The sequence below is a fragment of the Neobacillus niacini genome (assembly GCF_046591715.1).
Taxonomy (GTDB): domain Bacteria; phylum Bacillota; class Bacilli; order Bacillales; family Cytobacillaceae; genus Neobacillus; species Neobacillus niacini_L.
In genome coordinates this window covers 1-15,959 of sequence record NZ_JAWVNQ010000005.1, presented here as the reverse complement: position 1 = coordinate 15,959, position 15,959 = coordinate 1, and the positions used below count along the sequence as shown (strand labels likewise).

General features: G+C 38.0%; 13 protein-coding genes. 7 read left to right on the top strand and 6 right to left on the bottom strand.

What is annotated here, in order from left to right; translation table 11 throughout:
• Positions 1-4 precede the first annotated feature (4 nt).
• From mnmG to rpmH, 6 genes are all read right to left on the bottom strand, one after another.
• The gene (gene mnmG / locus SFC47_RS14425) at positions 5-1,894 is read right to left on the bottom strand and encodes a tRNA uridine-5-carboxymethylaminomethyl(34) synthesis enzyme MnmG (protein ID WP_411255000.1); all 1,890 of its coding nucleotides are present in this window, start codon (positions 1,892-1,894) and stop codon (positions 5-7) included.
• 153 nt (positions 1,895-2,047) lie between these two features.
• Positions 2,048-3,433: a tRNA uridine-5-carboxymethylaminomethyl(34) synthesis GTPase MnmE gene (gene mnmE, locus SFC47_RS14420; protein WP_411254999.1), complete on the bottom strand. Its 1,386-nt coding sequence runs from the start codon at positions 3,431-3,433 to the stop codon at positions 2,048-2,050.
• 325 nt (positions 3,434-3,758) lie between these two features.
• A complete protein-coding gene (gene jag / locus SFC47_RS14415) occupies positions 3,759-4,379 on the bottom strand; it encodes an RNA-binding cell elongation regulator Jag/EloR (protein WP_411254998.1) in 621 nt (206 codons plus the stop codon).
• Positions 4,376-5,152 (bottom strand): YidC family membrane integrase SpoIIIJ, encoded by a 777-nt coding sequence (gene spoIIIJ / locus SFC47_RS14410; protein ID WP_411254997.1) that lies wholly within the window; start codon positions 5,150-5,152, stop codon positions 4,376-4,378. The genes jag and spoIIIJ overlap by 4 nt, the downstream gene beginning before the upstream one ends.
• A 153-nt stretch (positions 5,153-5,305) precedes the next feature.
• On the bottom strand, positions 5,306-5,650 hold the full coding sequence (gene rnpA / locus SFC47_RS14405; RefSeq protein ID WP_411254996.1) for a ribonuclease P protein component: 345 nt from the start codon (positions 5,648-5,650) through the stop codon (positions 5,306-5,308).
• Between the two features lie 82 nt (positions 5,651-5,732).
• On the bottom strand, positions 5,733-5,867 hold the full coding sequence (gene rpmH, locus SFC47_RS14400; protein ID WP_192654778.1) for a 50S ribosomal protein L34: 135 nt from the start codon (positions 5,865-5,867) through the stop codon (positions 5,733-5,735).
• Between the two features lie 698 nt (positions 5,868-6,565).
• On the opposite strand from rpmH, the gene dnaA reads away from it, so the two are divergent.
• From dnaA to gyrA, 7 genes are all read left to right on the top strand, one after another.
• Positions 6,566-7,912, top strand: a complete 1,347-nt coding sequence (gene dnaA / locus SFC47_RS14395) for a chromosomal replication initiator protein DnaA (RefSeq protein ID WP_411254995.1) — start codon at positions 6,566-6,568, stop codon at positions 7,910-7,912.
• A 208-nt stretch (positions 7,913-8,120) separates the two neighbouring features.
• Entirely contained in the window at positions 8,121-9,257 is a 1,137-nt protein-coding gene (gene dnaN, locus SFC47_RS14390) for a DNA polymerase III subunit beta (RefSeq protein WP_411254994.1), read from the top strand.
• 105 nt (positions 9,258-9,362) lie between these two features.
• Positions 9,363-9,578 (top strand): S4 domain-containing protein YaaA, encoded by a 216-nt coding sequence (gene yaaA, locus SFC47_RS14385; RefSeq protein ID WP_045519335.1) that lies wholly within the window; start codon positions 9,363-9,365, stop codon positions 9,576-9,578.
• Between the two features lie 20 nt (positions 9,579-9,598).
• Positions 9,599-10,717, top strand: coding sequence for a DNA replication/repair protein RecF (gene recF, locus SFC47_RS14380; RefSeq protein ID WP_411254993.1), 1,119 nt, complete (start codon positions 9,599-9,601; stop codon positions 10,715-10,717).
• 9 nt (positions 10,718-10,726) lie between these two features.
• Positions 10,727-10,975 (top strand): extracellular matrix regulator RemB, encoded by a 249-nt coding sequence (gene remB, locus SFC47_RS14375; RefSeq protein ID WP_411254992.1) that lies wholly within the window; start codon positions 10,727-10,729, stop codon positions 10,973-10,975.
• A 61-nt stretch (positions 10,976-11,036) separates the two neighbouring features.
• A complete protein-coding gene (gene gyrB / locus SFC47_RS14370; protein WP_411254991.1) occupies positions 11,037-12,959 on the top strand; it encodes a DNA topoisomerase (ATP-hydrolyzing) subunit B in 1,923 nt (640 codons plus the stop codon).
• Between the two features lie 116 nt (positions 12,960-13,075).
• Entirely contained in the window at positions 13,076-15,643 is a 2,568-nt protein-coding gene (gene gyrA, locus SFC47_RS14365) for a DNA gyrase subunit A (RefSeq protein WP_411254990.1), read from the top strand.
• The last annotated feature ends 316 nt before the right edge of the window (positions 15,644-15,959 follow it).

Below are 15,959 nucleotides of genomic sequence, written 5' to 3'. Positions count from 1 at the left end.
AAAATTATTGATTGCTCGTTCTCGCTACTCTTCCTTGTTCTAAATAGATAAGGAGGATGGAGATGTCTGCAGGATTTACGCCTGAAATCCTTGAGGCTTGAGCAAGTGACAGCGGTTTGATTTGTTTTAAATTTTGCTTTGCTTCATTTGCTAGTCCGGAAATGGAATCATAATCAATATTCTCTGGAATTTTCTTGTTCTCCATTTTCTTTAGGCGCTCAACCTGCTGAAGGGATTTCTCAATATATCCTTCATATTTAACTTGGATTTCAACCTGTTCTTTAATGTCTTGATCTAATTCCACTTCACAAGGTGCTAATTTTTCAATATGTTCATAAGTCATCTCAGGACGCTTTAATAAATCAGAAGCAAGGATTCCGTCCTTTAGCTCACTGCCGCCAATGCTGCGAATTAATTCTTGAACCTCTGTTGTAGGTTTAATTCGGATAGATGCAAGTCTTTCCTTTTCATCTTCTACCGCTGCTTTTTTTGCTAAAAATCCTTGATAACGTTCCTCAGGGATAAGGCCGATGGAATGACCAATCTCCGTTAACCGTAAGTCTGCATTATCATGACGTAACAGAAGACGATATTCTGCTCTTGATGTTAACAAGCGGTAAGGTTCAGCGGTACCCTTAGTAATTAAATCGTCAATTAACACTCCAATATAGGCATCGGAGCGGCTAAGAATTAATGGGTCTTTTCCCAGGACATTAAGTGCTGCATTAATTCCAGCCATAATCCCTTGACCAGCAGCCTCTTCATAACCGGATGTTCCGTTAATTTGACCCGCTGTATATAGATTTTTTATCACCTTTGTTTCTAATGTAGGCCAAAGTTGTGTTGGATTAATTGCGTCATACTCAATTGCATATCCAGATCTCATCATTTGGACATTTTCTAAACCTGGAATGGTCTTAAGCAGCTGCACTTGAACATCTTCAGGCAGGCTCGTTGATAGGCCTTGAACATATACTTCTTGTGTTTTTCGTCCTTCAGGCTCAAGGAAAATCTGGTGCCGCGGCTTATCGTTAAAGCGGACAACTTTATCTTCAATAGATGGACAATAACGTGGACCTGTTCCTTTTATCATTCCAGAATACATCGGTGACCGATGCAGGTTTTGGTCAATCAATAAATGAGTTTGTTCATTCGTATATGTCAGCCAGCATGGAAGCTGGTCGGTAATAAATTTTGTCGTTTCATAGGAAAACGATCTTGGGACTTCATCACCTGGCTGAATTTCTGTTTTGCTATAGTCAATGGTTTGACTATTTACCCGCGGAGGAGTTCCAGTTTTAAAGCGAACCAGCTCAAACCCGAGTTCTTCCAGGTGCTCAGATAGTTTTATCGAAGGCTGTTGGTTATTAGGACCACTGGAATATTTCAATTCTCCAAGAATGATTTCTCCACGAAGATATGTCCCGGTCGTAATGACGACTGTTTTCGCACGATAAATGGCCCCTGTTTTTGTAATAACCCCAACACAGACGCCATTTTCAATGATTAACCTTTCAACCATACCTTGAAGAAGTGTTAGATTTGGAGTATTTTCAATTGTATTTTTCATTTCGAACTGATAGTCAACTTTATCAGCTTGTGCCCGCAGTGCACGGACTGCAGGACCCTTCCCAGTATTCAACATCCTCATTTGTATATGTGTCTTATCGATATTTCTGCCCATTTCTCCGCCAAGTGCATCTATTTCCCGGACAACAATCCCTTTTGCTGGTCCGCCAATTGATGGGTTGCAGGGCATGAAGGCAACCATATCAAGGTTAATTGTTAGCATTAATGTTTTTGCACCCATACGTGCCGCCGCGAGGCCCGCCTCACAGCCAGCATGTCCGGCACCAATGACGACAACGTCAAAATTACCTGCTTCGTATGACATCCTACTTCACCTACTTTTCTAATTTTCTTATTGTCTATCTCCAGCGCCTAGCCCCTCGAGGTCACTTCGGTCCAAACGGAGAAGTCAAAATGCGCGACTTCTCCGTTTGGGCCACAAGTAGCTGTCGGGGCTGACCAGGCGCTTCCGCTCTTCTTATTTCCCTAAACAGAATTGTGAAAACAGCTGATCAATTAAACTTTCGTGAACACTTTCACCAATGACTTCGCCAAGAATTTCCCACGACCTGGTTAGATCAATTTGGACAATATCAATGGGAGTTCCCATTTCAACTCCAGCAATCGCTTCTTCTATTGTGTGTAAACTTTGGCCAATCAAAGCAATATGGCGGCTGTTCGATAGATACGTCATATCTCCGGCATCAATTGTCCCTGCAAAGAATAACGAGGATATTGCCTCCTCGAGTTCATCGACCCCGCGGTCCTCTAATAATGAAGTAGTGACAATTTTATGCTCACTAGCCAATTCCCTTACACGTTCCATATCAATTTGCTGTATGAGGTCTGTCTTATTAACGATAACTATGACATCCATCCCTTTAACAGCTTCAAAAAGATTTTCATCCTCTTTTGTAAATTTATCAGCATAATTCAAGACTAACAATATTAAATCTGCTTCTTTTAGTACTTGCCGGGATTTTTCTACTCCAATTCGTTCTACAATATCTTCTGTTTCTCTAATTCCCGCCGTGTCTAACAACCTCAGCGGTACACCGCGGACATTAACATATTCCTCAATGACATCACGGGTTGTCCCCGGTATATCCGTGACAATTGCTTTATTTTCTTGAACAAGACTATTTAATAAGGAAGATTTTCCGACATTTGGACGTCCGACAATTACCGTAGAAAGGCCTTCACGCAGTATTTTTCCCTGCTGAGATGTTTGCAGCAGCTTTTTTAATTCTTCTCGAACATACCTAGCTTTCTCTAATAGCATCTTATGAGTCATTTCTTCGACATCATCATATTCAGGATAATCAATATTAACTTCGACATGTGCCAGTATCTCTAAGATTTCCTGACGCAACCCCTTAATTAATTTTGATAACCTTCCTTCCATTTGTCCCAGTGCTACATTCATAGCCCGGTCGGTTTTTGCTCTTATCAAATCCATAACAGCTTCAGCCTGAGATAAATCAATCCGTCCATTTAAAAATGCCCGTTTCGTAAATTCTCCTGGTTCTGCAAGTCTGGCTCCAAAGGCAAGTACATGCTGAAGAACTCGGTTAACAGAAACAATTCCGCCGTGACAATTTATTTCGACTACATCCTCTTTAGTAAAAGTTTTCGGGCCCTTCATCACCGATACCATTACCTCTTCAATCACTTGCCCGTTCTTAGGGTTAATTAAATGTCCGTAATGAATCGTATGGGTTGGCACCTCTGTCAATCTTTTACCGCTTATGCTTCGAAAAATCTGATCACTAATTTTAATGGAATCATCGCCACTCAATCGTACAATTGCAATTGCACCCTCACCCATTGGTGTCGATATAGCAGCTATCGTATCAAATTCCATTACTTTCACCACACTTCATTAAATTTATCTATATATCAACGAATATATTTTTCACCAAATTATTAGAATACCACAGAAATCTTAACAGAAAAACAAGAAAGCTTCCTGTAAATTATCCACAACTTGTTTAAATGACTACGTATTATTTTAACTTATCCACATGTGAATAACAATAAAACAAAGATTTCATATATTTGTTATAAACAAGACATTTTTATTACTAATGTTCGGCAAAAGCACAAAAAAAAGACATCCCTCGACAAAGGATGTCTTATACTTGGCAAGCATATGGCGCCATACGGGCACCTTGCACTTTCCTTTATATTTATTTAACTGGTGTAATAACGATATGTCTGTGCGGATCTGATCCATCTGAAAATGTCTTTACTCGTTTATTATCGGATAAAGCTGTGTGAATGACTTTACGCTCGTATGAAGGCATTGGTTCCAATGCTACATCTCTGCCAGTCTTTAAAGCCTTAAGTGCAAGACGATGAGCTAATTGAATCAACGTTTCATTTCTTCGATTTCGATAATCTTCAGCATCCAATATAACTGTTAGGTATTGATTAGAGGTGCGATTAATGACTAGCTGCGTTAAATATTGCAGCGAATTTAATGTTTGTCCTCTTTTTCCAATTAAAAGAGCAATTTTCTCTCCAGTCATCACGAACAAAACTTGTTTTCCATCACGTTTAATTTCAATACTGATAGGAGCTCCCATTTGTTCACTAACCTGAAGTAGAAATTTCTTTGCTTCCTCGATTGGATCAATAATCACCGTAACCTTAACAACAGCTGGGCGTGAACCAAAAATTCCGAAAATACCTTTTTTACCTTCATCGATAATAGCGACATCTGCGCGGTCTTTTGTTGTATTTAACTGAGCTAAAGCTGATTCCACTGCTTCTTCGACTGTTTGTCCGGTAGCAGTTACTTGTTTCACTTTTTTGCTCCTCCCGCTTTACCGGATTCCTGCGCCTTTTTTAGATCCGGTCCTTTAATAAAATAGGTTTGAACAATCATAAATAGATTTCCTACTACCCAATACAAAGAAAGAGCTGCAGGGAAATTGAAAGCAAAAATGACAATCATAATCGGCATCATCCAAAGCATCATCGCCATTTGCGGATTATGCTCTTGTCCGGCCATCATCAATTTTTGCTGAATAAATGTGGTGATACCTGCGATAATCGGTAAGATATAATAAGGATCCTTATCTCCAAGATCAAACCATAGGAAACTGTGATCAGCTATTTCTCTTGTTCTTGAAATTGCATGGTAAAAACCAATTAGGATAGGCATTTGGACAATTAGCGGAAAACATCCAGCCATCGGATTTACTCCGTGCTTTTGAAAAAGTGCCATAGTCTCTTGCTGTAATTTCTGTTGTGTTTTCTGATCCTTAGAGCTGTACTTTTCTCGAAGAGCCTTCATTTCTGGCTGCAGGGCCTGCATAGCCTTTGAGCTTCTTGTCTGCTTTATCATCAATGGTAATATCGCTAAGCGAATTAGAATTGTAACAACAATCAATGAAAAACCAAAGCTGCCACCTAGGATTTCTGCCCCTTTTACAATAACCCAAGAGAGCGGATAGACAATATATTCGTTCCAAAAACCTGTGCTTTCAGCATCAATTGGCTTATTAATTTCTGTACATCCTGTTAAAAACAGAAAAACAGAAACGATACCAATCAAAAGTAATATTCGTTTTTTCAACCGAATTTTCCTCCTTGAACAATATATATACTATTTAAATATGGATACCCTTTTTAATGAATATCAAATTGGAATATTTCAATAGGTATTTTACCATCTTTTAGAATAATTTGTCTCATTAATTTAAAGCGAATACAATTTTATTTTGGCAGTCTACTTCCTCTTTAAAACCTTTCCAACCTTAAAGACATGGGTTAAGCTTTTTTTTATTTCAAAAAAGTCCATTTCGGAAGCAGGTTTTCTAGCAATAATGATGTAATCATTACCAGGTAGAAGTAAATCCGATAATTCAAAAACAGCTTGTCTTATGTATCTTTTTACTTGATTTCTCATTACAGCATTTCCTATTTTCTTGCTGACAGACAGACCAATTCGAAAATAGTCTTGATCCTCTTTCTTCAGACTATAGACAACAAACTGTCGGTTAGCGAATGATTGTCCTTTTTGAAATGCCTCTTGAAATTCCTTATTCTTCTTGACCCGTAATTCTTTCTTCAAAGAAAACACCTTCCATCTACAAAAAACTTTTCCAATGAGAAAGATACTTTATTAGAAAAAAGACCACTGATGTTTCAGTGGCCTAAGCTGATAATACTTTTCTTCCTTTTTGACGACGGCGTGCTAGAACTTTACGTCCGTTAGCAGTGCTCATACGACTGCGGAAACCGTGAACTTTACTATGTTTACGTTTATTTGGTTGATACGTTCTTTTCATTATATGACACCTCCCTGAGGAATAGCTGTTAAAGACAGTCTAACTTATTATAAAGAGGGACCCCGATATTGTCAACACTCCCTCTAATATTGTTCCCCAGGATCTAAATAATTTGCACCAAGTTCTTTTCAGACACAATTTTTTAAGTTTCCCATCACCTCTAAATAAAAATTTTATCTGTGGATATTTTTTTCGACTTTTTTTACGCAGTTTCACAAGATATTGACAGTTTTTGCACAGGACCCACTACTTGTGGACAAGTTTTAATCACAGAATGTTATAGTTGTGGATAAACCATGAAAAGGCATTGCACACCTGCGTTTTATTTGATATTATATTTGTGTTTTCACTCTGAATAACTTCGTCTAAAAATATGTTATCCACAAATTGTGGATAAGGTGTGGACAAGTTATTCTAGCATACTGCAGAAACTTGTCCACAAGCAGTGGATATTGTCGAAACTCCACTTTATTTCCTATAATATGTTTTTCCACAACCATTGTTTCGTATATTTATAAATTAGTAGGTTGTACAGCTTGTATAACACAGTTTTTTCACGGAACTTTTGTTCATTGTCAATGAGGATACTTCCTAACTCTTTGTGAAAAAATATCACTATATATGGAGTCTAGACGAGATAAACTGCAAAGTGCATTTTAGGTAATAGATAGATAAAAAAGAAAAAGGAGGGACAACCGTTGGAGAATATTGCGGATCTTTGGAATGCTGCTCTAGCCAATATCGAGAAGAAGATTAGCAAGCCTAGTTTTGACACCTGGCTGAAGTCCACAAAGGCCCATTCCCTTCAAGGCAATTTACTTGTAATTACTGCTCCCAATGAATTTGCACGTGATTGGCTCGAGGAGCGTTATTCCCAGTTAATTGCTGGTATTCTGTATGAAATTACTGGTGAAGAGCTAACTGTTAAGTTCATAATTCCGCAAAACCAAAAAGAGGAAGACCCAGACTTGCTTTTGCCTGTAAAAAAGGCAAAAAAAGAGGAAGATCAGCATGATTTTCCGCAAAATATATTAAATCCTAAATACTTGTTTGATACGTTTGTAATTGGTTCTGGTAACAGGTTTGCTCACGCAGCATCGCTTGCTGTTGCTGAAGCACCTGCGAAAGCGTATAATCCCCTATTTATTTATGGGGGCGTTGGGTTAGGAAAAACACACTTAATGCATGCGATTGGTCATTATGTATTAGAGCATAAACCGAATGCTAAGGTTGTTTATTTATCTTCAGAAAAATTCACGAATGAGTTTATCAATTCTATTCGTGACAATAAGGCTGTAGAATTTCGCAATAAATATCGAAATGTAGATGTGCTTTTAATTGATGATATTCAATTCTTAGCTGGAAAAGAATCAACTCAAGAGGAATTTTTCCATACTTTTAATACTCTTCATGAAGAAAGCAAGCAAATTGTTATCTCGAGTGACCGTCCGCCAAGGGAAATCCCGACACTAGAGGACCGCCTTCGTTCACGCTTTGAATGGGGGTTAATAACGGATATTACTCCGCCAGACCTAGAAACAAGGATTGCCATCCTCAGGAAAAAGGCCAAAGCAGAAGGCTTGGACATTCCAAACGAGGTAATGCTCTATATTGCTAATCAGATCGATACAAATATTAGAGAGCTTGAGGGAGCATTAATTCGTGTAGTTGCTTATTCTTCTTTAATTAATAAAGATATAAATGCAGATTTAGCATCTGAAGCATTAAAAGATATTATTCCAAGTTCAAAGCCAAGAGTGATCACGATTCATGAAATCCAAAGAACTGTTGGTGAACATTTCAGTGTTAAGCTTGAAGATTTTAAAGCTAAAAAACGGACAAAATCTGTAGCCTTTCCTAGACAAATTGCTATGTATTTATCACGTGAATTGACTGATTATTCACTGCCAAAAATAGGAGAAGAGTTTGGAGGACGTGATCATACAACGGTGATCCATGCTCATGAAAAGATATCTAAGCTTTTGCAAACAGACGCTCAGCTGCAAAAGCAGATGAAAGAATTAAATGAACTGTTGAAAGTTTAGTGTAATTGTGAATAACTTGTTGTAGTTTACACACAGTCTGTCCACATGTTGATAGACTGTGTTTCCATTGTAAATTCAAGTTATCCACATACTAACAGGCCCTACTAGTACTTCTACTGTTTTTTCTTTTAAAAAACTTATTATTATATGCTTTAAAAATTTAATTTATTCGCAATTAGAAATAAAAATTGCTGGGAGGATTTTCGATATGAGATTTATCATCCAAAGGGACCGCCTTGTCCAAAGTGTCCAAGATGTAATGAAGGCTGTTACATCAAGAACAACCATTCCAATTCTGACAGGAATTAAAATTACAGCTGATAGCGAGGGAGTTACCCTAACTGGAAGTGATTCAGACATTTCAATTGAATCGTTTATTCCAAATGAGGAAGCTGGAGATGAAATCGTTGAGATTAAACAAAGTGGTTCCATTGTCCTTCAAGCAAAATTCTTTAGTGAAATTGTAAAAAAGCTGCCGACAGATAGTGTTGAGATTGAGGTACTTGGATCATTACAGACCGTTATTCGTTCAGGCAAGTCAGAATTTAACTTAAATGGACTTGATGCAGAGGAATATCCACATCTGCCGCAAATCGAAGAAAATAATAAATTTCATATCGCAACTGATCTGTTAAAAACAATGATTCGTCAAACCTTTTTTGCCGTGTCTACTTCTGAAACCCGCCCCATCTTGACAGGTGTAAACTGGAAGATTGAAAATGGCGAATTAAACTGTATTGCAACAGATAGCCACCGCCTCGCATTAAGAAAGGCAAAAATTGAAACGGAAAATAACGAAAGCTACAATGTCGTAATTCCAGGAAAGAGTTTAAATGAATTGAGTAAGATCATTGATGACTCTAACGAATTGATTGACATTGTTATTACTGAGAATCAAATCTTGTTTAAAGCAAAGCATTTATTATTTTTCTCAAGGCTGCTTGAAGGAAATTATCCTGATACTTCCAGACTGATACCGAATGAAAGTAAAACAGAAATTACTGTTAATACGAAGGAATTTCTTCACGCTATAGACCGAGCTTCCCTTCTAGCACGCGAAGGAAGGAATAATGTAGTCAAACTTTCAACAATTGACAGCGGGGTTATTGAAATTTCCTCTAACACACCAGAAGTAGGTAAAGTTGTTGAAGAAATTCAAAGTCAGTCGATTGATGGAGAGGAATTAAAGATTTCCTTTAGCGCTAAATATATGATGGATGCCTTAAAAGCACTTGAAGGAACTGATATTAGAGTAAGCTTTACCGGGGCGATGAGGCCGTTTGTGATTAAACCTTTACATGATGAAACTACACTGCAGCTGATCCTGCCAGTTAGAACTTACTAAGATAAACTTTACAAATAGTCACCAGAGTTTTTTGGTGACTTTCTTTATTTATCTTTTTTTAGTAAAATAAAGTATTGAGACCATTTTAGAAATGAGTGATAAACATTGCCTGAAGAAATTAAGCTTAATACTGAGTTTATTACGTTAGGACAATTTCTTAAATTAGCTGACGTCATCCAATCTGGTGGAATGGCAAAATGGTTTTTAAGTGAAAACGATATTTTTATTAATGGTGAACAAGATCAGAGAAGAGGCAGAAAGCTTCGTGCAGGAGATAAAGTGAAAATTCCCGGCCATGGAGAGTTTTTGATAACCGAGTAACTAAAGGTTGTGTCGTTTTCATGTATATTGAACAATTAGCACTAAAAAATTATCGAAACTATGAGAGTCTATCCGTAGAGTTTGAAAATAAAGTAAATGTGATCCTCGGGGAAAATGCCCAGGGAAAAACAAATGTGATGGAATCTATCTATGTTTTAGCTATGGCAAAATCCCACCGGACGTCAAATGATAAAGATCTTATTCGCTGGGATCAGGAGTATGCTAAAATAGAAGGAAGGGTCCAAAAGCAGCACAGCTCTTTGCCTCTCGAATTAATTATTTCTAAAAAAGGTAAAAAAGCTAGATGCAATCACATAGAGCAGCAAAAATTAAGTCAATATGTCGGGAACATGAATGTCGTCATGTTCGCGCCGGAAGATTTAAATTTGGTTAAAGGCAGCCCTCAAATTAGACGGCGATTTATTGATATGGAAATCGGACAGGTTTCGCCTATTTATTTACATGATATGAGTCAATATCAAAAAATACTCCAACAGCGTAATCACTTTTTGAAAATGCTGCAAATAAAAAAACAGACAGACCAAACCATGCTTGAGATTCTTACTGAGCAGTTTATTGGTATGGCTGTTAGAATTGTATTAAAGAGATTTGAATTTCTTCATTTGCTGGAAAATTGGGCTAAACCCATTCATAAAGGTATTTCCCGAGGGCTTGAATCTTTGGAAATTGTCTATAAACCATCAGTAGATGTATTAGAAGACCAAGATTTGTCGAAAATGAAAGCATGCTTCGAGGAAAAATTTAGCAAGGTTAGAACGAGGGAAATAGAACGAGGAACAACCCTGTTTGGACCTCATCGTGATGATTTGTTGTTTTTTGTCAATGAGAGAGATGTCTCGACGTTTGGGTCACAAGGCCAGCAAAGAACAACCGCGCTTTCTGTTAAACTAGCCGAAATTGAGTTAATTCATTCAGAAATTCGCGAATATCCTATCTTACTCCTTGATGATGTCTTATCTGAACTAGATGATTATCGTCAGTCACACTTGCTTAATACCATTCAGGGAAAAGTTCAAACATTTGTTACAACAACTAGCGTTGACGGCATCCATCATCAAACATTAAAAGAGGCTTCAACTTTTGAAGTAGAGTCCGGTTTTATCAATAAGGTAAATTGAGGTGGAAGTGTGTATATACATGTTGGGGAAGATTTAAATATCAGGGCGAAGGATATTATCGCCATTCTCGATAAAGGGTGCGTTAACTCTTCAAACTTACTTGAGGAGTTCTTAAAGCAGCATAAGGAAAAGCTCGTTAACCTTTCAAAAAACCCCTTTAAATCTGTCGTCATTACGCACGACAAGGTTTATTTATCCCCTATTTCTTCTGGAACATTAAAAAAACGTTCAAATCAAAAGGAAATGCAGGAATATTGATATTTTCATTTAGGTTAATAGAGTATTTTTTGAATGAAAGCGCGGGGTGATTGATATGACAATGGAACAAAAATTAGTCGCAGAACAAGAATATGGAGCAGATCAAATACAAGTTCTCGAAGGCCTGGAGGCTGTTAGAAAACGACCAGGTATGTACATTGGTTCAACAAGCGGAAAGGGCCTGCATCATCTTGTTTGGGAAATAGTAGATAACAGTATTGATGAGGCATTAGCAGGTTATTGCGACGAAATCAATGTCATCATTGAAGAAGATAATAGCATTACAGTTAAAGATAATGGACGCGGGATTCCGGTCGGCATTCAAGAAAAAATGGGCAGACCTGCTGTTGAAGTCATAATGACCGTCCTGCACGCTGGAGGTAAGTTTGGCGGCGGAGGCTATAAAGTTTCTGGCGGTCTGCACGGTGTTGGTGCTTCCGTTGTTAATGCCCTCTCTACACATCTGGATGTTCTGGTACACCGTGATGGTAATATTCACTCCATTAAGTTTGAACGTGGAGCTGTTGTTCAAGAACTAGAGGTTATCGGAACAACTGATAAAACGGGTACGATTACTCACTTTAAACCAGATGGTGAAATTTTTACCGAAACATTGGTATATGAGTATGATGTGCTGGCAACTCGTTTGCGTGAGCTTGCCTTCTTAAATCGCGGTATTAAAATCACAATAAAAGATAACCGTGTGGAAAACAAACAAAATGAATATTATTACGAAGGCGGAATTAAATCATATGTTGAGCATTTAAACCGTACGAAAGAAGTTATTCATGATGAACCAATCTTTATTGAGGGAGAACGCGACGGTATTAGCGTTGAAGTAGCACTTCAATACAATGAAGGTTATACAGACAGCATTTATTCCTTTGCGAATAACATCCATACCTATGAAGGCGGAACACATGAATCTGGTTTTAAAACAGGATTAACCCGTATTATTAATGATTATGCAAGAAAAAGCGGCTTGATAAAAGAGAATGATACGAATTTATCTGGTGAAGATGTGCGTGAAGGATTAACGGCAATTGTCTCCATTAAGCATCCTGATCCACAATTCGAAGGCCAAACGAAAACAAAACTAGGAAACTCAGAAGTAAGAACCATAACCGATTCATTATTCTCGAGCCATTTTGATAAGTTCTTATTGGAAAATCCTCAAGTTGCTAAAAAGATTGTCGAAAAAGGACTAATGGCGGCAAGAGCAAGACTTGCTGCAAAGAAGGCAAGAGAACTGACACGCCGGAAGAGTGCTTTAGAGGTTTCAAGTTTACCTGGGAAATTAGCTGACTGTTCTTCAAAAGATCCTTCTATCAGTGAACTATACATTGTAGAGGGTGACTCTGCAGGCGGATCAGCAAAACAGGGGCGTGACCGTCACTTCCAGGCTATTTTGCCATTAAGAGGTAAGATTCTTAACGTGGAGAAAGCTCGTTTAGATAGAATTCTCTCTAACAATGAGGTTCGCTCGATGATCACTGCAATCGGAACGGGTATTGGAGAAGACTTTGATATTTCAAAGGCTAGATATCATAAAATTGTTATTATGACGGATGCTGACGTTGATGGTGCACATATTCGAACACTACTGTTAACTTTCTTTTACCGTTATATTCGAAAAATCTTAGAAGCTGGCTATGTCTATATTGCACAGCCGCCTTTATATAAAGTACAGCAAGGAAAAAAGGTAAGGTATGCTTATGATGACAAAGAGCTCGAGAAAATATTCGCCGAACTCCCAAGCCAGCCAAAGCCTAATATCCAGCGTTATAAAGGTTTAGGAGAAATGAATCCTGAGCAATTATGGGAAACCACAATGGATCCTTCTGTTAGAACTTTGCTTCAAGTAAGTCTAGAAGACGCAATCGAAGCAGATGAGACTTTCGAAATGTTAATGGGTGACAAAGTAGAACCACGCCGTAACTTTATTGAAGCTAACGCACAGTATGTTAAGAATCTGGATATTTAAGGAAAAGCCTATATGGAAAAGGATAGAGGGTTGACCTTTATCCTCCTTTTTTCGTTTATCTAGGAACTACAAGTGCTGTAAAATGGCAGTTTGTCACCAAAATAGGAGGTACTATAATGGCAGAAACACCAAATTCTCAAATAAAAGATATCAATATCAGTCAAGAAATGAAAACTTCATTTCTTGATTATGCAATGAGTGTTATTGTTTCTCGTGCCCTTCCAGATGTTCGAGATGGTTTAAAACCAGTTCATCGCCGTATTTTATACGCTATGCATGACCTGGGAATACATGCTGATAAACCGTATAAAAAGTCAGCGCGTATTGTAGGGGATGTAATTGGTAAATATCACCCTCATGGTGATTCTGCCGTTTACGAAACGATGGTACGGATGGCACAGGATTTTAACTATCGTTATATGCTTGTTGACGGCCATGGTAACTTTGGATCAGTTGATGGTGACTCAGCGGCAGCGATGCGTTATACAGAGTCTAGAATGTCTAAAATCTCAATGGAGTTATTAAGAGATTTAAACAAAGATACGATTGATTTCCAAGATAACTACGATGGTGAGGAAAAAGAACCTTCTGTACTGCCGGCTAGATTCCCTAACTTATTAGTCAATGGTTCTATGGGTATTGCTGTTGGAATGGCTACGAATATTCCACCGCACCAGCTGGGTGAAGTTATCGACGGCGTATTAGCCGTTTCTCGCGATCCAGAAATTACGACTCAGGAGTTAATGGAAATTATTCCCGGACCTGATTTTCCAACTGGGGGAATCATTGTTGGCAGAAGCGGTATTCGTAAAGCATACGAAACGGGCAGAGGATCCATAACGGTTCGCGGGAAAGTAGAGATTGAACAAAAATCGAATGGTAAAGAAGTTATCATTGTTAATGAGCTGCCATATCAGGTCAATAAAGCAAAGCTAGTGGAAAGAATTGCGGAATTACATCGCGATAAAAAAATAGAAGGCATAACAGATTTACGGGACGAATCCGATCGTAACGGTATGCGGATTGTGATTGAGGTTCGTAAAGATGCGAATGCAAATGTACTCTTAAATAATCTTTATAAACAAACATCACTGCAAACAAGCTTTGGAATTAATACATTAGCTCTAGTAAACGGACATCCTAAGGTATTAAATCTAAAGCAATGTTTAGTCTATTATTTAGATCATCAAATCGTAGTTATTCGCAGAAGGACAGAGTTTGAGTTACGTAAAGCAGAAGCGCGTGCTCATATCTTAGATGGATTAAGGATTGCGTTGGACAATCTGGATGCCGTTATTAGTTTAATTCGAAGCTCACGGACTACAGATATTGCTCGAGAAGGTTTAATGACACAATTCAACCTTTCAGAAAAGCAAGCACAGGCTATACTTGATATGCGTCTGCAGCGCCTAACTGGTTTAGAGCGGGAGAAGATTGAAGAAGAATACCAAAGCCTAGTAAAGCTTATCGCGGAATTAAAAGCTATTCTAGCAGATGAAGAAAAAGTTCTTGCAATCATTCGTGAGGAATTGCTTGAAATTAAAGAGCGTTTTAATGATGAGCGCCGCACTGAAATTGTAACAGGCGGAATTGAAAACATAGAGGATGAAGATCTTATCCCGCGTGAAAATGTTGTTATTACATTAACACATAATGGTTATGTTAAACGTCTCCCTGTCTCTACATATCGTGCTCAGAAAAGAGGCGGAAGAGGTATTCAAGGTATGGGTACGAATGAGGATGATTTCGTAGAGCATTTAATCACGACCTCTACTCACGATACGATTTTATTCTTTACTAACAAAGGTAAAGTATACCGTGCAAAAGGATATGAAATACCTGAATTCAGCCGTACGGCTAAGGGGCTGCCTATCATTAACCTGCTTGGAGTTGAAAAAGGCGAATGGGTCAATGCGATTATTCCAATAGAGGAATTTGTAGACGACTGGTTCCTATTCTTTACGACAAAAGAAGGAATTTCAAAGCGTTCCCCATTAACCTCTTTTGCACATATTCGTAATAATGGTCTTATTGCGCTAAATCTGCGTGAAGGTGATGAATTGATTTCAGTCCGCTTAACGGATGGAACAAAGGATATGATTATCGGTACGAAAAAGGGTATGCTTATCCGTTTCCCTGAAACAGATGTCAGATCTATGGGCAGAACAGCTACGGGAGTCAAAGGGATTACCTTAGATAGCGATGATGAGGTAGTAGGTATGGAAGTTCTTGAAGATGATAGCAGCGTCCTTATCGTTACCAAAAACGGATATGGTAAGCGTACACCAGCTGAAGAGTACCGTATTCAAGGAAGAGGCGGTAAAGGTATTAAGACATGCCACGTTACCGAGAAAAATGGTCCGCTAGTTTCCGTAAGAGCTGTAACGGGTGAAGAAGACTTAATGTTGATCACTACTGGCGGTGTCCTTATTCGTATTGATGTTGCTGGCATTTCAACAATGGGGCGAAACACTCAAGGTGTTAAATTAATTAGTATTAAAGGCGACGAACATGACTTTGTAGCCACTGTTGCAAAAGTAGAAAAAGAAGAGGTTTCAGAAGAAACAGATTCAGAGGATACTGAAGGAACAGAGAATTTAGAGACTATTGCAGAAGCAGAACTTATTGAAGATGAGTTAAGTTCTGAAGATGATAACACTGATTCTGGTACTGAGGAAGAATAATAGTACGGAGGGAACACCAAATTTGGTGTTCCTTTTTAAATTAATTTCTTGTTTTAGTAATTTTCTCTTGATAGATAGTGTTAATACTGGTATACTCATTTGAGTCGGCAGGAATTGTTAAGTTTGACTTTAAACAATAACAAATAAATGTTGACACTAATAGTAATAGATGATATATTAATAAAGTCGCTTACGAGCGATAAAGAGAAAAATTGATCTTTGAAAACTAAACAAACAAGAACGTCAACAAACAATTTTTTAGCTTTTTATAAAAGCTAAGCCAACGTAACAAATGAGCTATTTCAACTTTCTTGGA

Bases quoted from the DNA above. Each gene is read 5' to 3' on its own strand.
- mnmG (WP_411255000.1), bottom strand. From the start codon at position 1,894: ATGTCATACGAAGCAGGTAATTTTGACGTTGTCGTCATTGGTGCCGGA.
- mnmE (WP_411254999.1), bottom strand. From the start codon at position 3,433: ATGGAATTTGATACGATAGCTGCTATATCGACACCAATGGGTGAGGGT.
- rpmH (WP_192654778.1), bottom strand. From the start codon at position 5,867: ATGAAAAGAACGTATCAACCAAATAAACGTAAACATAGTAAAGTTCAC.
- dnaN (WP_411254994.1), top strand. From the start codon at position 8,121: ATGAGATTTATCATCCAAAGGGACCGCCTTGTCCAAAGTGTCCAAGAT.
- recF (WP_411254993.1), top strand. From the start codon at position 9,599: ATGTATATTGAACAATTAGCACTAAAAAATTATCGAAACTATGAGAGT.
- gyrB (WP_411254991.1), top strand. From the start codon at position 11,037: ATGGAACAAAAATTAGTCGCAGAACAAGAATATGGAGCAGATCAAATA.
- gyrA (WP_411254990.1), top strand. From the start codon at position 13,076: ATGGCAGAAACACCAAATTCTCAAATAAAAGATATCAATATCAGTCAA.